Annotated in this window: 18 protein-coding genes; 13 read left to right on the top strand and 5 right to left on the bottom strand. The window is 58.0% G+C overall.

What is annotated here, in order from left to right; genetic code table 11:
- Positions 1-7 precede the first annotated feature (7 nt).
- Complete coding sequence (locus tag ACTZWX_RS13130) at positions 8-586, top strand: LON peptidase substrate-binding domain-containing protein (RefSeq protein WP_072678278.1); 579 nt, start codon at positions 8-10, stop codon at positions 584-586.
- Here ACTZWX_RS13130 and ACTZWX_RS13125 read toward each other — a convergent pair.
- The 3 genes from ACTZWX_RS13125 to ACTZWX_RS13115 are packed head-to-tail and all read right to left on the bottom strand — an operon-like array spanning position 583 to position 4,047.
- Positions 583-2,040 carry a bifunctional DedA family/phosphatase PAP2 family protein gene (locus ACTZWX_RS13125; RefSeq protein ID WP_444714307.1) on the bottom strand — a complete coding sequence of 486 codons (1,458 nt, stop codon included), beginning with the start codon at positions 2,038-2,040 and terminating at the stop codon, positions 583-585. The two genes, ACTZWX_RS13130 and ACTZWX_RS13125, sit on opposite strands and share 4 nt — an antisense overlap.
- A complete protein-coding gene (locus tag ACTZWX_RS13120; RefSeq protein WP_444714306.1) occupies positions 2,033-3,034 on the bottom strand; it encodes a GGDEF domain-containing protein in 1,002 nt (333 codons plus the stop codon). Before ACTZWX_RS13120 ends, ACTZWX_RS13125 begins: the two co-directional genes overlap by 8 nt.
- A complete protein-coding gene (locus ACTZWX_RS13115) occupies positions 3,031-4,047 on the bottom strand; it encodes a GGDEF domain-containing protein (RefSeq protein ID WP_444714305.1) in 1,017 nt (338 codons plus the stop codon). Before ACTZWX_RS13115 ends, ACTZWX_RS13120 begins: the two co-directional genes overlap by 4 nt.
- Before the next feature lie 137 nt (positions 4,048-4,184).
- On the opposite strand from ACTZWX_RS13115, the gene ACTZWX_RS13110 reads away from it, so the two are divergent.
- The 10 genes from ACTZWX_RS13110 to lipB all read left to right on the top strand — a co-directional run bounded on the left by ACTZWX_RS13110 (position 4,185) and on the right by lipB (position 13,228).
- On the top strand, positions 4,185-5,441 hold the full coding sequence (locus tag ACTZWX_RS13110) for a glutamate-5-semialdehyde dehydrogenase (RefSeq protein WP_444714304.1): 1,257 nt from the start codon (positions 4,185-4,187) through the stop codon (positions 5,439-5,441).
- Between the two features lie 4 nt (positions 5,442-5,445).
- Entirely contained in the window at positions 5,446-6,096 is a 651-nt protein-coding gene (nadD, locus tag ACTZWX_RS13105; RefSeq protein WP_444714303.1) for a nicotinate-nucleotide adenylyltransferase, read from the top strand.
- 70 nt (positions 6,097-6,166) lie between these two features.
- Positions 6,167-6,517: a ribosome silencing factor gene (gene rsfS, locus ACTZWX_RS13100; RefSeq protein ID WP_058090972.1), complete on the top strand. Its 351-nt coding sequence runs from the start codon at positions 6,167-6,169 to the stop codon at positions 6,515-6,517.
- Positions 6,518-6,519: 2 nt separating this feature from the next.
- On the top strand, positions 6,520-6,990 hold the full coding sequence (gene rlmH, locus ACTZWX_RS13095) for a 23S rRNA (pseudouridine(1915)-N(3))-methyltransferase RlmH (RefSeq protein ID WP_072678034.1): 471 nt from the start codon (positions 6,520-6,522) through the stop codon (positions 6,988-6,990).
- 8 nt (positions 6,991-6,998) lie between these two features.
- Positions 6,999-8,894 carry a penicillin-binding protein 2 gene (gene mrdA / locus ACTZWX_RS13090; protein ID WP_444714302.1) on the top strand — a complete coding sequence of 632 codons (1,896 nt, stop codon included), beginning with the start codon at positions 6,999-7,001 and terminating at the stop codon, positions 8,892-8,894.
- On the top strand, positions 8,894-10,036 hold the full coding sequence (gene rodA, locus ACTZWX_RS13085) for a rod shape-determining protein RodA (RefSeq protein WP_342631915.1): 1,143 nt from the start codon (positions 8,894-8,896) through the stop codon (positions 10,034-10,036). The genes mrdA and rodA overlap by 1 nt, the downstream gene beginning before the upstream one ends.
- A 115-nt stretch (positions 10,037-10,151) precedes the next feature.
- Entirely contained in the window at positions 10,152-11,054 is a 903-nt protein-coding gene (locus ACTZWX_RS13080) for a septal ring lytic transglycosylase RlpA family protein (RefSeq protein WP_444714301.1), read from the top strand.
- Positions 11,055-11,103: 49 nt separating this feature from the next.
- Positions 11,104-12,270 carry a D-alanyl-D-alanine carboxypeptidase family protein gene (locus ACTZWX_RS13075; protein WP_444714300.1) on the top strand — a complete coding sequence of 389 codons (1,167 nt, stop codon included), beginning with the start codon at positions 11,104-11,106 and terminating at the stop codon, positions 12,268-12,270.
- A 42-nt stretch (positions 12,271-12,312) separates the two neighbouring features.
- Positions 12,313-12,582, top strand: a complete 270-nt coding sequence (locus tag ACTZWX_RS13070; protein WP_058090966.1) for an HP0495 family protein — start codon at positions 12,313-12,315, stop codon at positions 12,580-12,582.
- A gap of 4 nt (positions 12,583-12,586) precedes the next feature.
- On the top strand, positions 12,587-13,228 hold the full coding sequence (gene lipB / locus ACTZWX_RS13065; protein WP_444714299.1) for a lipoyl(octanoyl) transferase LipB: 642 nt from the start codon (positions 12,587-12,589) through the stop codon (positions 13,226-13,228).
- Positions 13,229-13,231: 3 nt separating this feature from the next.
- Here lipB and ACTZWX_RS13060 read toward each other — a convergent pair whose 3' ends face one another.
- Positions 13,232-14,317, bottom strand: a complete 1,086-nt coding sequence (locus ACTZWX_RS13060; RefSeq protein ID WP_444714298.1) for a GGDEF domain-containing protein — start codon at positions 14,315-14,317, stop codon at positions 13,232-13,234.
- Positions 14,318-14,592: 275 nt separating this feature from the next.
- Here ACTZWX_RS13060 and ACTZWX_RS13055 point away from each other — a divergent pair, with 275 nt between their 5' ends.
- Complete coding sequence (locus ACTZWX_RS13055) at positions 14,593-16,044, top strand: ABC1 kinase family protein (RefSeq protein WP_444714297.1); 1,452 nt, start codon at positions 14,593-14,595, stop codon at positions 16,042-16,044.
- Here ACTZWX_RS13055 and ACTZWX_RS13050 read toward each other — a convergent pair.
- Entirely contained in the window at positions 15,978-16,427 is a 450-nt protein-coding gene (locus ACTZWX_RS13050; RefSeq protein ID WP_152437399.1) for a YqaA family protein, read from the bottom strand. The two genes, ACTZWX_RS13055 and ACTZWX_RS13050, sit on opposite strands and share 67 nt — an antisense overlap.
- A 59-nt stretch (positions 16,428-16,486) precedes the next feature.
- Between ACTZWX_RS13050 and ACTZWX_RS13045 the strand changes: the two genes are divergently transcribed.
- Entirely contained in the window at positions 16,487-18,613 is a 2,127-nt protein-coding gene (locus ACTZWX_RS13045; RefSeq protein ID WP_444714296.1) for a methyl-accepting chemotaxis protein, read from the top strand.
- Positions 18,614-18,670: the final 57 nt, after the last annotated feature.

Below are 18,670 nucleotides of genomic sequence, written 5' to 3'. Positions count from 1 at the left end.
CACCATTATGAATGTTCCCCTGTTTCCGTTGAATTCAATTGTTTTGCCCAAGGGGCGCATTCCCCTCCAGCTGTTTGAGCCGCGTTACATCGATATGCTCTCCCGGTGTATGAAAGAAGACCGTGGGTTTGTGGTGGTCTTGCTCCGTGAGGGCGGTGAAACCGCCCGACAGGCGGCGTTCTACGATATCGGAACCTACGTGCGGATTATCGATTTCCAGCAATTGGACAGCGGGCTGCTCGGGATTACTGTGGAAGGTGAGTTGAAAGTGTCTGTTGTTCGCAGTTGGCAGCAGGAAGACGGCTTGAACCTGGGGGACGTGGAGTGCCTGATCGCAGAAGCCGAAAGCGAGGTCCCTGAGCGTTACCATGAACTGCCTTCCGTGCTGAGGGCGTTGTTCCGCCACCCTGTTGTCAAGGATCTGGGTATGGACGTGGACTACGAGGATGCCCGGGACGTAGGCTGGCGGCTGACGGAGCTGCTGCCCCTGGACAAGCAGGAAAAACAGCGGCTGGCAGAACTGCAGGATCCCCTCGAGCGGCTGCAACGGCTTCAGGAATTGCTTGAGGCGCTGGAGCAGAACTAGCCCGGAGGCAAGGGCGAATAGGCAAGACTGGCGGTGTCCCACTGAGTGATGAGGTAACCTGCGGCGAACGCAAGCCAGAGCATCACCGCTGCCCAGGTCAGGGCATCCGGCCAGATGGGTACCCGGTCGTAGCGACTGTAGCTGGCGCGAATGGCGCCGGTAATGGCCAGCCCCAGCAATACTCCTCCCAGTACATCGGTAAACCAGTGTACCCCCAGGTAGAGCCTGCTCAGGGCAATGGGCACCAGAGGCAAGGACAGCAATACATAGGTTTGCCAGCGTTGTCGCATTCTGTTTTCGCCAGCGATTAAGCTGGCGGCCATAGTTACCAACACCGTTGCCCCTGCAGTATGGCCGCTGGGAAAAGCGCCTGAGGCCGGTGGCCTAAGCACCTGATCCGGGCGATCCACCATCAGGCCGGTTTTGACCAGCCATACACAGGCAAAGCAGAGAATCGCCGCCAGGGCAATGTGCAGGGCAGCGGCGTAATACCCCCTGAACGACAGAACTGCCACGGCCAGTACGGCCGCGCTGATCAGTACCGGAGGGTCGCCCATGAGCGTGGCGGCGATCACCGGAATATCCAGCAGCGGTTGCCGCAGCACTTCAAACCAGGCAACCACCAGGTGGTTCAGCTCGTTGATCCGCCGGCTGTAAGTAACCAACTGGGTCAGGATCACAAACATCGCCAGCGACCCGGTAGCCAGAACAATCGATGGCAGGGGGAATTCGCCTTTGCGGGCAGGCCGTTCGTTGGTGTAAAGCCGCCAGAAACGATGCGTGGTGTCGTAACGGGCCATAAACGACTCCAGCCAGCGGTAGGGCCTGCTGCCCTCGCCAACGCCAAGCCGGAACTGAAGAACCACCACATACAAAGCCACCAGCACCGCTGCGCTGATGCCAATAACCGGGTAGAAATGAGGTGGTGGTTCTATTTCGCTGGCGAGGGCGCTGCCGACGGCATAGCCCGGCAGCACATAGACCAGAGCCCAGCCGACCGCAGAAATCAGGTTGAAGGTAAGAAACCGGCGCCATGGCATGTGCAGCGCACCGGCAATCAGCGGGATGACCGGGCGGATAGGGCCAATAAAACGCCCGGCAATCACACTTTTGCCGCCGTGGGCATTAAAAAAAGACTCGCCCCGGGTGATCAGCCCCGGGTAACGGCTGAAGGGCCAGACCGAATGCAGCCGCCCCTTGAAGAAACGGCCCACGGCAAAACTGATGAGGTCACCGATAACCGCTCCCATGCCTGCCCAGGCCAGGGCTTCGGACAGGGGCATGCCGGATTTTCCTGCCAGTGCGGCAAAACCAAACAGCATGGCAACGCCGGGTACAACAATGCCGGCAATTGCCAGGGACTCCACCATGGCGGTTGCAAAGAGTGCCAGTATCAGCCAGCCGGGGTTGTCTGCTACCCAGGCTGCGGCACCAGCCAGCCAGCTTTTAATCATATGCGACGGACTCTCCCGGGCTGAACCAGGCCGAATCCATACCCCGTTTACGAGCCTGATGCATTGCCTGATTGGCCCGGTTACGGAGTGAGGCCGTACTGGTATCGCCGTTGCCGCGAGTGGTGCAGCCCAAGCTGACAGACAGCCTGCCAATGCCGCTCCACTCCCTTTCGCCAATGGTCCTTCGAATCCGCTCGGCGATAACGCGTACACCTTCCTCTGGCGTGAAGGGGAGGATCAGGAAAAACTCGGAGTCGTTCAGGGTGTACAGGCTGTCGCCCGCCCGGATAACGCCAAACAGATGCTCGGTGACCGATTTAAACAGGTTCTGTAGCCCCGCTTTGCCATGCAGGTCCCTTATTTCGTCCGTGTAATCAAAGCTCAGGTTTATCACTGACAAGGGGTGGCCAGTGGCAATCGCTCTGCTGATTTCCTTTTGCAGCGTTTCGTCAAGAAACCGTGAGTTGTGGGCGCCGGTGACCGGGTCGGTAATGGCAAGATCCTCCGCTGATTGGGCGATGTGATCGTAGTGCCAGATGTACAGGGCGCCGACTGCGAGCGTCAGGATCAGGCCCACGGAGGTCATCAGGGCGTAGGCGGCGGGATGACCGAGCCACACAACACCCATTACCGGAACCAGGAGCAAGGCAGACAGGCTTAGCCCCTGGCGCAGCGGCAGAACCAAAAGATTCAGGATCAGGAGCGGCATCGCCCAGTGAGTTACTCCGGGGCTGTCCAAAACCAGAATGGCGGCCACCAGGCCTGCGTTGAGACCGGCCAGAATCAGCAGGTGCCCGGGGGCCGATAGCTGCTGGCGGCGACACACGAAGGTGTAGATCAGCCCGGCCAGCAACAGGCAGGTCATCGCCAGGGCGAGATAGAATAACTCGTAAAAGCCGTAGCGCAGGTTCTGCAGTGCCAGCGAGAAAATGAACAGGGCCGCCAGTCCGTAGCCGAAGCTGTGAGTCCAGGTTCTGAGTCTTGTTTCTGTCATCGCGCGTCACCTTCGGTGCCGGTGGGGCTCGGGACATCCGGGTGCAGCCAGTTGCTGTAGGCCTGGGTGCGGTTGCCCCCCTGTTGCTGCGCCCGGCGGAGCGCGTTGGCGGCACTGTGTTGCAGGCTGTCGGCGTCGTCGCCGATGTTCAGGCCGGCAATGCCGGTGCTGACGGTCAGTTTCATGCCGTGGGATGCCAGCAGCTTGCACAGGCCGTTGCGGATTTTCTCAGCGCTGGCGGCGGCGCCCGCGGTATTGATACCCGGTAGGATAACCAGAAACTGCAGGTCGGCTACCCGGTAGTAAGTGTCAAAATCCCGAAGCTGGGAATGCAGGTAACGGCCAATTCTGGGCAGGATGGCGCGAATGTCTTCGTCCGGATCATTGTCACTCAGGTGGGTATCCAGCCCGATCATCATCACAGACATGTCGGTGCCCTCACGCTCGCTGCGCTGGATTTCTTTGTGCAGGTCGGCAGACAGGTACTCCCGGCTGGCGGCCTGGGTGAGTTCGTCGGTTCGTCTCAGCGGTGCCAGCTGCCGGGCCTTGTATTCTCGCAGGAAGATCAGCAGCGTGGAGAGCAGCGTTGTCAGCACAAAGGCACTGATCATCTGGTGGCGGTCGGGAAGAATCACGGCCCATTGGGTGGAAACCAGTATGGCAAAGGTCAGGAGCGCAGTGATCAGGGCTGCAATATAGGTTGGCATCAGAGCAAAAGTCACCAGCGGTAGTACATAGAGCCAGTGGCTGAGCGCCCAGGGCCCCTGCCAGAGTGCGACCAGTAACAGGATTGCCAGGATTGAATAGCTGGCTGTTTTGAAGTGTTTCCAGAAGCGGGCATGGTGGCTGGTGAAACGTGGGTTGCTGGCCAGGCTGATGCCCGCCGCCGCGGCAGCGCAAGCCGCCAGCAGGAATTCGCCCAGCATTATGCCGGCCGCGCTGGTGAGCGCAAGGGCAACAAAACCGGCTCTTGAGAGCCGGCCTGGCAGGAACTTTTCAGCCGACTGGGGCATGTTATCTATCCTTTGCTGGCGCATCCATTTGAATCTGTGCAGCGCTATAATAGTCGTTTGGGATGCGGACTTGAAACGGGAAAGGTAAAGTAGCGTTCCAGTTCTGGAATCAGTATGAAAAATATAAAGGTAATCCGATGGATGTAGCAGCCTACATGGCAGAACTCGGTCAACAGGCTCGGGCCGCCGCCCGGGAAGTGGCCCGTTCAACCACCGCCGTTCGCAATCAGGCACTGCTGGCAACGGCCAGGGCGTTGAGTGCTGCCCGTACCGAGCTGGTGCGGGCCAACCATAAGGATCTTGAAAATGGCCGGGCGAATGGTCTGGATGATGCCATGCTTGACCGCCTGGAGCTTACTGAGGCCCGCATTGACACCATGATTGAGGGGCTGAAACAGGTGGCAGGCTTGCCAGATCCTGTGGGTGAAATTACCGACATGACCTACCGGCCGTCCGGCATTCAGGTTGGCAAGATGCGGGTGCCTCTGGGGGTGATTGGCATTATCTACGAATCCCGCCCCAACGTGACGGTTGAAGCAGCCAGCCTGTGCCTGAAGTCGGGTAATGCTACCATTCTGCGCGGAGGTTCTGAGGCTATTCATTCCAACCAGGCCATCGCTGCCTGCTTGGCGACCGGGCTGGCTGAAGCCGGTTTACCTGAAACGGCAGTGCAGGTGGTGGCGACTACCGACCGGGCTGCAGTAGGTGAACTCATTACCATGCCCCAGTATGTGGATGTGATCGTGCCGCGGGGCGGCAAAGGCCTGATTGAACGAATCAGCCGTGACGCCCGGGTGCCGGTCATCAAGCACCTGGATGGTGTTTGCCATGTCTACATTGACAGCCACGCGGACCCGGAAAAGGCGCTGAAGGTCGCCGTCAATGCCAAGACCCACCGTTACGGAACCTGCAACACCATGGAAACCCTGCTGGTGGATGAGGAAATTGCCGATGACATACTGCCTTTGCTGGCTCGGGAGTTTGTAGCCAAGGGGGTTGAGCTGCGTGGCTGTGAACGCACCCGGGCGGTCCTGCCCGATGTGATCGCTGCCACGGAAGAAGATTGGCATGCGGAGTACCTGGCGCCCATTCTTGCGGTGCGGGTTGTGGCTGGGCTGGACGCGGCCATGGATCACATCAACCGCTACAGCTCCCAGCACACCGAGAGCATCATTACAGAAAACTACACCCGTGCCCGCCGATTCCTGACCGAAGTCGATTCCAGTTCGGTGATGGTGAATGCTTCTACCCGCTTCGCTGACGGATTTGAATACGGCCTGGGTGCAGAAATAGGTATCTCGACCGACAAGCTCCATGCCCGTGGACCGGTGGGCCTGGAAGGACTGACGTCACAAAAATACGTGGTGTTTGGCGACGGCCACATCCGGGCATGATGTCATGCATGTGATCTACGGCGGCACCTTTGACCCGATCCATCATGGCCACCTGCGCCTTGCGCTGGAGATAGCCGATGCCCTGGCGGTGACAAGGGTGCATCTGGTGCCTTGCCATATTCCACCGCATCGGGGCAGCACCGGCGCCAGCTCCGAACAGCGGCTGGAGTTGATCCGAATCGCCATTGGAGACGAGCCCTGCCTACGGGTAGATGACCGCGAACTGCGCCGGGTTGGCGCTTCCTATACTGCCGATACCCTGCGTCAGTTGCGCCATGAGCTGGGGCCAGATGAGCCACTGGCGATGGTGGTGGGCACCGATGCCTTTGCCGCTTTTGATCGCTGGCGGGAATGGGCCGACATTCCGGGTCTGGCGCACATTGTCGTTGTGAAGCGCCCTGGTTCGGATTTGCCCGTTGGCAGTGAGGCTGCTCGCCTGGTGCGTGAGCGCCGGGCGGATGGCCTTGAGGCTTTAAACTCAGCGCCTTGCGGGGCGGTACTGGAGCTGGATCCACCCCTGCTGGATATCTCTGCAACGGGTATCCGGCAGCGCATTGCGGACGGGCGCTCTCCCAGGTATCTGACCCCGGATTCTGTATGGCAGAGAATCCAGACGCTCGGCCTTTACGGTGCGTGCCCCGCCGGGAACTTTTAATGGTACAATTGCGTTTGAATATCACTTATCGGGCGGTCATCCTGGCCAGAGCCCGGAATACAGGGTAATTATGCAGGCAGAACAACTGAAAGATCTGGTCGTAACCGCACTTGAAGATATCAAGGCACAGGACGTCAGTGTGATTGATGTCCGTGATCGAACCAGTGTTACCGACTTTATGGTTCTTGCATCTGGCACCTCAAGCCGTCACGTAAAATCCCTGGCAGACTCCGTCGTATCTGAAGCCAAAGATCAGGGCGTAAGGGCAAACAACGTTGAAGGCGAGGGTGGCAGCGACTGGATTCTGGTGGATCTGGGAGACGTGGTCGTGCACGTCATGATGCCTGCAACCCGCGAATTTTACGACCTGGAACGCTTCTGGCGTGACGCGCCAGACCTGGGTGCGGCAGGTCACGAGTAACCATGAAACTGCGTCTGATCTGTGTGGGGCAGAAGATGCCCGACTGGGTCAGTACGGGGTATAACGATTATGCTCGCCGGATGCCGCCGGAGCTGCCCCTGGAACTGACCGAAATTGCCATGGCTCACCGGGGTAAGAACCCGGACATTCCGCGGCTGATGCAGCGTGAAAGCGATGCCATCCTGGCGTCGGTCGCCCCCCGTGACCGGGTCATCGCCTTGGAAGTGGGCGGCAGGCCCTGGTCCACGGAAAAACTGGCCAGCCAGCTGGAGAGCTGGCAACAAGACGGTCAGGATGTCTGTTTTCTGGTAGGCGGCCCCGACGGTCTGGCCGATGCCTGCCGGCAGCGAGCTGACCAGCAGTGGTCTCTGTCGCCGCTTACCTTGCCCCACCCCCTGGTGCGTATTGTGCTCGCCGAGCAGCTCTACCGCGCCTGGTCGATCACCCGTAACCACCCGTATCACCGGGCCTAGGAGTTTCCATGGCCTGGGGCGAATTCAAGGATACTGCAGCGGAGCGCCGGCTATTCCAGCGCCGTGCCGTGGTCATGCTGGTGTTCGTCCTGCTAATGATGATCGGCCTGCTGGCGCGGATGTACCAGCTGCAGATTGTCGAGCATGAGACCTACACCACGCTGTCAGACAAAAATCGGGTTCAGGTCCAGTCTGTGCCACCGCCCCGGGGGCTGGTTTACGACCGGAACGATCTGCTGCTGGCAGAGAATCGCCCGGTGTTCAGCCTTACACTGGTGCCAGAACGCGTGGCGGGTATGGAGGCCACCCTGGCCCGGTTGTCCGAGATTCTGGACATCGCCGAGGAGGACATAGAACGGTTTAAGAGGCGGCTTCGTGAACCTCGCCGGCCCTTCCAGGAAATGCCTCTGAGCTACGATCTGGGCGAAGAGGAAATTGCCCGAATGGCGGTGCACCGGCATGAGTTCCCCGGCGTGGAGGTGCGCGCTGAACTGGTTCGATATTACCCCCACAGTGAACTGACCGCTCATGCCCTGGGCTTCGTTGGCCGAATTAATCGGGAAGAGCTGCAGCGGATTGACCCGGTGAACTACGCGGGAACCAACTACATTGGAAAATCCGGTATTGAGCGATTCTACGAGCAGGTGTTGCACGGTACGGTGGGCTACCAGCACGTCGAAACCAACGCCCGGGGTCGTATTCTGAGGGTACTCGAGCGGGTAAACCCGGTGCCCGGTGAGGATCTGCAGCTGCACCTTGACCTGCGGCTGCAACGCAAGGCCTATCAGCTGCTCGAGGGGCGCCGCGGCGCTATTGTGGCAATCGAACCAGAGACTGGAGGTATCCTGGCGCTGGCCAGCGTGCCTGGCTTTGATGCCAACAAGTTTGTCACCGGAATCAGTGTTGAGGACTACCGCAATCTTAGCACTGATATTGACAAGCCCCTGTTCAACCGGGCACTGCGTGGTCAGTATCCGCCGGGCTCCACCATCAAGCCCATGATGGCTATTGCGGCTCTGGACAGCGGTGCGACCGACCGGGAACGGAAGATCTGGGATCCCGGATTCTTTCAGTTGCGTGAAGGTGGCCGGCGTTTCCGCAACTGGAACCGGTCTGGCGATGGCTGGGTCGACCTAAAGTATTCCATGGCCCGATCAAATGATGTTTATTTTTATGAGGTAGGCGCCGAAATGGGTGTGAGTGTTATGTCTGAATACCTCGCCCATTTCGGTTTTGGTGAAGACGCTACTCTCGATGTGTCGGGAGCGTTGAGTGGACTTTTGCCGACAGCAGAATGGAAGCGGGCGGCCCGAGGAGAGCCATGGTACCCCGGGGATTCTGTGAATATGAGTATCGGCCAGGGGTTCATGCTGGCTACACCATTGCAACTTGCAACTGCAACAGCGCTGATTGCAAATCGCGGTATTTGGGTTGAGCCCCGGTTATTGAAAGATATTCGTGGTAGCCGTTCTGCTGAGGAATTTTTGTCTGCCGAAACTCACAAGCCTTTAAGGTTGAAAAATTCCAACGATTGGGAATTCGTTGTAGAGACCATGGAAGAGGTCATGCATGGCCCACGGGGCACGGCGTTTTCATCTGGTAGAGATGCGAATTATCGAATAGCGGGGAAAACCGGAACCGCGCAGGTTTTCAGCCTAGGGGAAGATGAGGAATATGATGAAGAACAAATAAAAGAGCGCTTGCGGGACCATGCTCTTTTCGTCGGTTTTGCTCCCTCGGATAATCCCAAGATTGCAGTGGCGGTTATCGTTGAAAACGGCGGTGGTGGCAGCTCCACCGCTGCGCCGGTTGCCCGGGCGCTGTTTGATGCTTGGCTCGAGGATTTTCCTGCGGCCGATCAGCCCTCGGTGATCAGTCAGCTTAACCAGGAGGTAGGGCGCTGATGGCACTGGGGAGCTTGCTCAATAATCCCGCAGATCACAATCTTGGCCGGTCTCGGGGAGTCTGGTCGGCCATCCATCTGGATCCGTTGCTGCTTGCGCTACTGTTGTTGCTTATGGGCGGCGGCCTTTTCGTACTTTACAGTGGCGCTGACCGGAATATCGAAGTGGTCAAGGCTCAGGGTATCCGGTTTGGTGTGGCGCTTGTGGTGATGTTCGTTTTTGCTCAACTGGACCCGGCCGTATTCAGACGCTGGGCTCCTTGGCTCTATGCGGCGGGCATTGTTGGGCTTGTGGCCGTGTTGTTGGTGGGCGTGGGAGCCAAGGGTGCCCAACGCTGGCTGGCGATTCCCGGATTGCCTAGATTCCAGCCCTCGGAATTCATGAAACTGGTTGTTCCGATGATGGCTGCCTGGTATCTGTCGCGGCATTTTCTGCCGCCGCGCCTATCCCACGTCGCGGTTGGGTTGGTCCTGGTGCTGGTGCCCATGGCCCTGATTGTTCAGCAGCCTGACCTTGGTACTTCGCTGCTGGTGGGTATGGCCGGGATATTTGTGGTGTTCTTTGCGGGCATGAGCTGGAAGCTGATTTCGGCGTTCTTTGCGCTGGTATCGGTGTCTGCGCCGATGATGTGGTTTTTTGTCATGAGGGACTACCAGAAGCAGCGAGTGCTGACATTGCTCGACCCTCAGAGTGACCCTCTGGGAGCGGGCTGGAACATCATCCAGTCCAAAACCGCCATTGGTTCCGGTGGCATGGATGGCAAAGGCTGGTTGCAGGGTACCCAGTCCCATCTGGAGTTCCTTCCCGAAAGTCACACGGATTTTATCGTGGCAGTGCTGGCCGAGGAATTCGGTTTTATTGGCATGTTGCTGCTGATGACCCTGTATTTCTTGATCATTCTTCGTTGCCTGTATATTGCGGTCACCGCCCAGGATTCATTCAGTCGTTTACTGGCAGGTGCCTTGACCATGACCTTCTTTATCTACGTTTTTGTGAATGTGGGCATGGTCAGTGGATTGCTGCCCGTGGTGGGTGTGCCCCTGCCATTGGTCAGCTACGGTGGCACGTCCGGGGTAACGTTGATGGCTGCGTTCGGGGTGTTGATGTCGATTCATACCCATCGCCGTATGATCTCTGCATAGAGGGTGTAAGCGATGATGGCTTGCCGGTAATGGTGAATCGTGCCGGGAACCCGTTACAATATTACAGGTCACTAAGGCTGGGTGCCGGATAAAGATGCATGGGTTGCCGAACATAATGATCAGGGAACAACAAACAATGTGGTTGGGGCTGCTGGCGATTCTTTTCCTCGCGGGCTGCTCCAGTGCGTCCAAGTCGACAACTTCAGGGCCAGATCACTCCTCTCGCTATACGATCAAGCAGGATAGGGCTCCCTCAGGAAATTTCGACGTATCCGGCCTCCAAGATGCGGTTCCCCGTTACGAGCAGCCCCGGACTGCCGGCAATATGGCGCAATACAAGGTGTGGGGGAAAACGTATCGGGTTATGGACAGTAACGACGGCTACGTCGCCCGCGGAATCGCCAGTTGGTACGGCGAGAAGTTCCATGGTCACAAAACGTCCAATGGCGAGATATTCGACATGTATTCGATGTCTGCCGCCCACAAGTCCCTGCGCATACCGAGCTATGCCCGGGTGACGAACCTTGAAAACGGCCAGTCGGTGATTGTTCGGGTGAACGATCGCGGGCCGTTTCACGATAACCGGCTGATTGATCTGTCCTATGCGGCGGCCAAGAAACTTGGCTACAAGTCGAAAGGCACAGCCAGGGTTGAGGTGGCCGCTATTACCGTTCGGGAAGACGGCTCCATGACGCTGGCCGGCAAACCGTTCAAGCCGGGTGTCGGGGCACCTGCTGTCGCCGCTGCTCCGGTGCCGGGCCAATCGGCGGGCGGGAGCAGTGGGCTGTTTGTTCAGCTCGGCTCGTTCAGTCAGCGCGACCCGGCGGAGGCCTTGCTGGCAAAGGCGCGGGGAGTCGTCGAAACCCCGATGCGGGTGCACGAAGTGACAACGGGCTCTGGTCGCTTTCACCGGGCCCAGATAGGGCCATTCAGTGATGAGACCGAGGCCCGTCATGCACAGAATTTACTGGAATCCCGGGGCTTTGGTCAGTCTATCGTGCTGACTGACAGCCACTGATTCCTGAAACCCCAGAAGAAAATACACCTTACGACGAATGAACCTACCCATGGCTTTTAATTCAGTGATTCGCAGCTTTGTTTTTGTCTTGTCCCTGGCCCTCCTGCTGGTGGGACAGGCGGTTGCCCAGTCGGCTTTGATTCCGTCTCCGCCCCAGATTGCAGGCAGTTCCTGGGTGCTGAAAGACCCCCTTAGCGGTAGTATCATCATGGAGCACAACAGTAATGAACGACTGCCACCGGCCAGCCTGACCAAGATGATGACGGCTTACATCGTTGAGCGCGAGCTGGACGAAGGCCGGATTGCCATGACGGATATGGTGCCGATCAGTGTCAAGGCCTGGAGAACCGGCGGCTCCCGGACCTTTGTCCGGGAGGGTACACAGGTGTCCGTGGAAGACCTTCTTAAAGGCGTGATTATTCAATCCGGCAACGACGCCTCCGTCGCGTTGGCGGAATTTGTGGCCGGTAGTGAAGATGCCTTTGTGGATATCATGAACCAGCAGGCGCGTCAGCTGGGCATGAACAATACCAATTTTGAGAATGCCACCGGGTTGCCTCATCCTAACCAGTACTCCACTGCCTATGATCTGGCTCTGCTGGCCAAGGCCATTATTGAGGACTACCCGGAGAACTACCCGTTGTATGCGGTGAAAAGCTTTACCTACAACAACATCCGTCAACCGAACCGGAACAGTCTGTTGTGGCGGGATGAAAGTGTGGATGGTTTGAAAACCGGCCATACTGAAGAAGCCGGTTACTGCCTGGTGGCCTCCGCTAAGCGAGACAACACCCGGCTGATTGCTGCTGTGATGGGATCCAACAGTGCCGAAGTGCGGGCCCGCGAAGTTCAGAAGATGCTGAACTATGGCTTTCGTTACTATGAGACGGAGCGACTGTTCCGGGCCGGTCAGGAGCTGGTGGATGCCAAGGTTTGGGGTGGCAAGAGCGATCAGATTTCTGTAGGCCTGGCGGAGGATGTGTTTGTAACGATTCCCCGCGGTGCCCGGGATAAGCTTGAATCAACCGTAGACCTTGATTCTGTCATCAAGGCACCCATCAAGGTGGGGGATGAGCTGGGCCGGATCCAGGTTATGCTCGACGGTGAGGTGTTGGTGGATGAGCCTGCACTGGCACTGACTGATGTGCAGCAGGGTGGCCTTTTCAAACGGCTTTGGGATGCTATCAAACTGTTTTTCGTACAACTGTTCAATTAAGGTGGTCGGCGATAGCCAGCCGGGCATCGGGGAGTATCTGGCATGAGTGAGCCAAAAGCGCCGAAGATCGAGTTTCCCTGTGACTATGTCATCAAGGTGATCGGCAATTCCGCTCCGGATTTCACCGAGTTTGTAGTGGAAGTTGTGGAGCAGCACGCTCCTGGCATCAGCGAAACCGATATTTCGGTGACGGACAGTAGCAAAGGTCGATTTTCCTCGGTGCAGCTCAAGATTGTGGCCACTGGAGAAGCGCAGCTCAAGGCCCTGTTCGAAGATCTGAAAGCGAGCGGTCGCGTGCACATGGTGCTCTGACGCCATGGCTGACCTGATTGTCCGTTCATTGGGCCAGCAGCCCTACATGGAAGCCTGGGAAGCGATGAAAACCTTCACCGCCAACCGGGACGAAACCACCGTGGATGAGCTGTGGTGCCTCGAGCACCCGCGGGTGTTTACCCAGGGCCAAGCGGGCAAGGCAGAGCATATTCTGTTGCCGGGCGATATCCCGGTGATTCAGGTGGACCGGGGCGGGCAGGTGACCTACCACGGCCCCGGCCAGCTTGTTATCTATCTACTGATCGATCTGCCCCGTTGCAAACTGGGTGTTCGGGAGCTGGTGGATCACATCGAGCAGGCCATTGTTCGCACGCTTGCGCAGTCGGGCATCGAGGCGGCGCCAAGGCAGGATGCGCCCGGTGTCTATGTCGACGGCGCCAAGATTGCCTCATTGGGGTTGCGGGTACGCCGGGGTTGCTCGTTCCATGGTCTGGCGCTCAACGTCAATATGGATATGGAACCGTTCAGCCGCATTAATCCCTGCGGCTACGCAGGTATGTCCATGTGCCAGGTCAGTGATTTCGAACCGGAAGCCAGCGTGTATAGCCTGGAGCATAGGCTTATTCACGAGTTGGTCAGCGGTCTCGACCGCCAGCAGGTGGAGCGGCGACAGGGCTGGCAATGATGCTCAGGCGGCGACGCTGGCCTGGCAGGTACGGTTGCGGCCCTCGGACTTTGCCTGGTAGAGCGCCTCGTCTGATCGCTGCAGCAGGCGGTCAATCGACTCAGATCCCTGTATCGTTGCCACGCCAATACTTATCGTGACACGAATAACCTTGCCATCCACGGTAATGGTCTGGCTGGATACCGCCTGCCGTATCCGCTCAGCGGAGGCGTAGGCATCCGCTAACGATGTTTCCGGAAGCAGAATCAGAAACTCCTCGCCGCCCCAACGGGCAATGGTGTCCACCTTTCGGCACTGGCTGGCCAGCGTTCTTGAGACCAGAACAATTATCTCGTCACCGGCCTGGTGGCCGTGGGTGTCGTTCACACTCTTGAACAGGTCGATGTCCATCAGCAGGACTGAAAAGCCCCGGCCGCTACGCAGGTAACGTTGGTACTCATTGTCGAGTTGTTCAAGGCCTTCGCGCCGATTGGCCAAGCCGGTTAGTGCATCGTGTTTCGCAGCGTATTCAAACTCCGTGGCCAGCTTAATCAACCCGAGTTTGCTGCGCCGTCGACTCTGATCGAGGATGTAGCAGGTCACCATGACGAACGCCAGGACGATGATCATGACCAGGCGGAAGGTTGCGTTGTAGGGGGATGCAAACAATGCGTCGCCAATCGGGCTAAACAACATCAGAACGGCCAGCCAGCCGCCTAGACAGGCGTAAATGCCGACCCGGGCCTCACTGATATAGAAAATAATCGGTGGGTAGGCAAACAGCCAGATAATCGCTGAGCCATCCTCTACTGCTTGCGTTGCCAGATAGGTAAACAGCGCGGTGATCAAGGTAATAAAGACCCGGCGATGGAAGGTTTTGTGGCCCACGAACAGAAATATCAGGCTATTGGTGGCCAGCAACAAGGCGAAGCCCGCCAAGAACGGTGTGGTGACTGAATCCCCCTGCAGGCTTGAACGCCACGCGAAGAACAGTAGCAACGGCACCGCCGCGGCCGAAAGCCCGTTGATCAGGGCCGGCACAGGAATCTCACCTTTCACCCGGAACTGGGAAAGTTCAGAATCTGGTGTTCTGGTTATTGAAGGTTTCATGTCTTGGCTTTTATTGTAATTGACGAAAGTCACATTGTTCCTGTTAACCAATTCTAGAACGCATTGTGACCTGAGTTTGTGTTAAATCGTAACCATCGACCTGAACATATTTACGGTGAACAATATTTGTCCACATTGGCTGCGGAAACGGAGCTTTTGCGGCGTAGAGGTTAGGTTGTCACCGCTTGCGATCCGTATAATGCAGTAACGGCGCCGGGAAAAACTGTTCCGGGCGCGGTCGAAACGCCAAAATTTTCTGAGCATACAGGTTATCCATGTCTTCCAGACGCCCCGGAAAATCCGTGTCCCGCATTAAAACCGGCAGCTTCGAGCGCAGGCTTTCCCTGACCAAGGCCGGGCTTTTCGCTGGTACCCGTATGGCATCACACATGGCCACCAACTGGTTCAGCAGCAAGGAAACTCGGGAACAGCGCCATCGTGCGATGTTGTCGAGCCAGGCGCGTTTCCTGGTGGATGAGTTGGGCCGGCTGAAGGGCAGTGTGGTCAAGATTGGCCAGGTGATGGCGCTCTATGGCGAGCATTTTTTGCCGGAAGAGGTGACCGAAGCCCTGCATACGCTGGAAGACCAGACCACGTCGCTGGAATGGCCGGCGATCGAGCGGGTGCTGAAGGCCGAGATTGGTGCCGAAAGGCTCGCAGAGCTGGATGTCGATCCGGAACCAATCGGTGCTGCCTCTCTTGGCCAGGTGCACCGTGCAGTGCGACGCAGTGACGGCCTGGAGTTGGTGCTCAAGGTGCAATACCCCGGCGTTGCTGATGCCGTGGACAGCGATCTGAATGCAGTGGCGCAGTTATTGAAAGTGGCCCGGCTGGTGAGCTTCGGCCCGGAATTCAATGACTGGCTCGAAGAAGTCCGGCAGATGATGCACCGGGAAGTGGATTACCGCCTGGAGGCCAGGACCACCGAGAAATTCCGCAACATGCTGGGCTCCGACCCAAGGTTTGTTGTGCCCAGGGTATTACAGGAGTATTCGACCGACCATATCATCGCTTCTACCTACGAGCACGGCCATTCCGTTGGCTCCCCGGCGGTACGGGATTTGCCGCTGGAACGCCGCAGTGCCCTGGGTGAGGCGGCGCTGGAGTTGTTCTTCCGGGAGCTGTTTGACTGGGGCGAAATCCAGACAGACCCAAACTTCGGGAACTACCGCATCCGGATTGCCGGTGAGGAAGGTGGTGACGAAGATTATGACCGCATCGTACTTCTGGACTTTGGTGCCGTTCAAAGTTACTCACCGGCCTTTCTTGATCCGGTTATCCAGATGATTCGCGCGTCATACGAGCAGGATCTGGAGCAGGTGATTGAGGGTGGCGTTACCCTCCGGTTCATGAGCCGGGATTGGCCAGAAGAAGTCCTGGAGAAGTTTGGCTCTGTGTGTATGTCGGTGTTGGAGCCCCTGGCCCGGGACCGCAGCCAGTGGCCGGACTATGCCGTGAACGCCAGGGGCCAGTACCGCTGGAAGCAGAGCGACTTGCCTTCGCGGGTAGCCAAACACGCGGCGCGCTCAGCCATCAGTCGGTACTTCCGGGTGCCCCCGAAGGAATTCGTGTTCCTCAACCGAAAGTTGATCGGAGTGTATACCTTCATCGCGGTGATGCACGCGGAGTTCAACGGCGAAGACCTGTTGCGCAAATACCTTTACGGAGATGGCGCCGATGAGGCAAATCCGGTGGCTTCCAGCACTACCCAGATCACAAAGGCATAGCGCAGGCCCTTTCCGATACCCACCAGGATCACAAAGTTGAGCCAGGGCACTCGCATAATGCCGGCCACCAGGGTCAGCGGGTCTCCAACAATCGGCAGCCAGCCCAGCAACAATGACCATTGCCCATAGCGGTTAAACCGGTTGCGGGCCTTGTGCAGCTGCAATTCGCTGACCGGAAACCATCGTTTATGCTTAAAGCGATCCACCTGCCGGCCGATAAGCCCATTAACGACTGACCCCAGCGTATTGCCCAGTGTGGCCCAGAACCACAGCCAGAATAGCGGCCGGCCCTGACTGGCCAGCGTGCCCAGCAGCAGCTCGGAATAGGCTGGCAGCAATGTGGCGGCGGCGAATGCGGTGAAAAAGAGGGTCAGATACGCCAAGGGCGCCTCCATGCTCTAGTATTGTCAGTAAAGGTTCATTAACAAAGGTTTCGCGGTTTATGAAACACCTGTCGCTTCGCTTCAAGCTCTATGGTCTGGTTATCTCACTGCTACTGGTAATGGGCATCAGTATTGTGGTGACTGCCCAGTTATCACTTGGTTCGATGGAAGAGCGATTGTCCAGGGAAACCCGCGATACCTTGCAGAATATTGTCATGGACCAGCTGAGCGCAACGGCGGGGCAATACGGTGAATTGGTGACCGGCCTGTTCGAAACCGCCTACCAGACGCCGGAAGTGGTGCGCAGCCTGATCACCCGCAACATTGAATCGGACAGTTCCGGCCGCATTAGCCGCCGGGATCTTCAGGAAACCATCGGAACCATTCTGTCCGAACAGCAGCATTTAAGTTCCATCTACGCCCAGTTTGAACCTGACGCATACGATGGTATGGACATCTATTTCACCGACGGTGTAGAGGAACACAGCAGTGATGAAGGCACCCTGGAGATCTACTATTACCGTGATCCTCAGGGCAATGTGTTGTTCAGCCGCACCGAAGACCCGTCCACCAAGTACCTCGACAACCGGAACGAATTCGGCATTCGTGAAGCAGAGTGGTATCTGTGTTCCCGGGATTCCCTCAAACCCTGCCTGATGGAGCCTTACGAGTACGAAATCGAGGAGGGATACTCTGAGCTGATGACCAGCCTGGTGGTGCCGATTCAGAACAACGGTGAGTTTGCCGGTGTGTCCGGTGTGGATATCAACCTGTCCACACTGCAAACCACGATTGCTGGTGTCAGCCAGGCGTTGTTTGATGGTGAGTCCCGGGTGTCACTGTTAAGCGAGGGTGGGCTGATTGCCGCATCCAGCCATTATCAGTCCCACCTCGGCCGGCCATTACAGGAAGCCTTACCAGACTTGGCTGATGAATTTGTCCGCCTGCACCAGCGTGGCGGCCGGTTTGATGATGGGCAGACCCTGGCGGTGGCCTATCCGGTGGAAGTGCAGTTACCCGGCGCCGAATGGTCATTGCTGATTGAATTGCCGCGCTCAGTGGCCCTGGCCAGTGTTGAGGAAATCACCGGTCTGTTGTCCTCCGAAGTGTCCGATACGGCTGCGCGGCAGACCATAGTGGGTGTGGTGGTGGTACTGATTGCCATTGCCGTGTTGATTCTGCTGGTGCGTTCAGTAACCCGGCCATTGGATGAAATTCGAGACCGGATGCGCAACCTGGCCAGTGCAGAAGGGGACCTTACCCGGGAACTTGATATAGACACCCACGCCGAGCTGATTGACCTGGCCGGTGGCTTCAACGCTTTCCTGGCTCGCCTGCGGGAAATGATCAATGACTTGAAAGAGGTCAATGCCCAGGTGCGAGGCCAGGCTGCAGACGTGGGCGCCATCGCCCGTGATACTGACGAACAGACGTCGCGACAGCATCAGGACATCGACAGCGTCGTCACCGCCATGAACGAGATGTCTGCCGCCGCCGGCGAAGTGGCAGGCTTTGCCGGTGAGGCTGCCGACAATGCGCGGGCCGCCCGGGATGGTATTCGGTTTACCCAGGATACCCTGGGCGCGGCGCTCAAGGGTGTCGATGCGCTGGCGGGGGATATGGAGCAGGCCAGCTCCGCCATCGGCCATGTGGCACAGCGCAGCGAGGAGATCAACCGAATCCTGGAAGTGATTCGCGGCATTGCCGAACAGACCAACCTGTTGGCACTGAATGCGGCCATTGAGGCGGCCAGGGCTGGCGAGCAGGGCCGGGGCTTTGCGGTGGTGGCCGACGAAGTGCGAACCCTGGCGTCGAAAACCCGGGAATCCACTGACGAAATCAGCGATATGATCGAACGCCTCAAAGGCGATGTGGACGGCGCGGTAACCGTCATTCAGGGTGGTGTAGAGCGAGCAACCACTGCTGTAGACGGCACTCGCGAAGCGGACCATTCACTGGCCACGGTGGTGGAGCGGATTGGTACCATTTTCGAGCACGTTACCCAGGTGGCCACGGCCGCCGAAGAACAGAGTTCGGTGAGCGAAGAGATCAACCGCAACCTGACCCAGATTGGCGATGCGGCCAACGATCTGCGGGAACTGGCACAGCGGGTCCGCCAGAGCGGTGACGCGCTGGACGGCCAGGTGCAAGTGCTTGACCGGGAACTGGGCCGGCTGAAAACCTGATGGCTTAACGCAGAGGATCAGTATCGCCCCTTACTATCACAGCCATGAGAAGCATCA

Origin of the sequence: Marinobacter sp. NSM, from assembly GCF_052380025.1 — a bacterium.
Classification (GTDB): Bacteria; Pseudomonadota; Gammaproteobacteria; order Pseudomonadales; family Oleiphilaceae; genus Marinobacter.
The sequence above is the reverse complement of the archived record's forward strand: the minus strand, read 5'-3'. Positions and strand labels throughout refer to the sequence as shown.

Coding starts and splice junctions, on each gene's coding strand:
- ACTZWX_RS13130 (WP_072678278.1), top strand. CDS start 8: ATGAATGTTCCCCTGTTTCCGTTGAATTCAATTGTTTTGCCCAAGGGG.
- ACTZWX_RS13125 (WP_444714307.1), bottom strand. CDS start 2,040: ATGATTAAAAGCTGGCTGGCTGGTGCCGCAGCCTGGGTAGCAGACAAC.
- ACTZWX_RS13120 (WP_444714306.1), bottom strand. CDS start 3,034: ATGACAGAAACAAGACTCAGAACCTGGACTCACAGCTTCGGCTACGGA.
- ACTZWX_RS13115 (WP_444714305.1), bottom strand. CDS start 4,047: ATGCCCCAGTCGGCTGAAAAGTTCCTGCCAGGCCGGCTCTCAAGAGCC.
- ACTZWX_RS13110 (WP_444714304.1), top strand. CDS start 4,185: ATGGATGTAGCAGCCTACATGGCAGAACTCGGTCAACAGGCTCGGGCC.
- nadD (WP_444714303.1), top strand. CDS start 5,446: ATGCATGTGATCTACGGCGGCACCTTTGACCCGATCCATCATGGCCAC.
- rsfS (WP_058090972.1), top strand. CDS start 6,167: ATGCAGGCAGAACAACTGAAAGATCTGGTCGTAACCGCACTTGAAGAT.
- rlmH (WP_072678034.1), top strand. CDS start 6,520: ATGAAACTGCGTCTGATCTGTGTGGGGCAGAAGATGCCCGACTGGGTC.
- mrdA (WP_444714302.1), top strand. CDS start 6,999: ATGGCCTGGGGCGAATTCAAGGATACTGCAGCGGAGCGCCGGCTATTC.
- rodA (WP_342631915.1), top strand. CDS start 8,894: ATGGCACTGGGGAGCTTGCTCAATAATCCCGCAGATCACAATCTTGGC.
- ACTZWX_RS13080 (WP_444714301.1), top strand. CDS start 10,152: ATGATCAGGGAACAACAAACAATGTGGTTGGGGCTGCTGGCGATTCTT.
- ACTZWX_RS13075 (WP_444714300.1), top strand. CDS start 11,104: ATGGCTTTTAATTCAGTGATTCGCAGCTTTGTTTTTGTCTTGTCCCTG.
- ACTZWX_RS13070 (WP_058090966.1), top strand. CDS start 12,313: ATGAGTGAGCCAAAAGCGCCGAAGATCGAGTTTCCCTGTGACTATGTC.
- lipB (WP_444714299.1), top strand. CDS start 12,587: ATGGCTGACCTGATTGTCCGTTCATTGGGCCAGCAGCCCTACATGGAA.
- ACTZWX_RS13060 (WP_444714298.1), bottom strand. CDS start 14,317: ATGAAACCTTCAATAACCAGAACACCAGATTCTGAACTTTCCCAGTTC.
- ACTZWX_RS13055 (WP_444714297.1), top strand. CDS start 14,593: ATGTCTTCCAGACGCCCCGGAAAATCCGTGTCCCGCATTAAAACCGGC.
- ACTZWX_RS13045 (WP_444714296.1), top strand. CDS start 16,487: ATGAAACACCTGTCGCTTCGCTTCAAGCTCTATGGTCTGGTTATCTCA.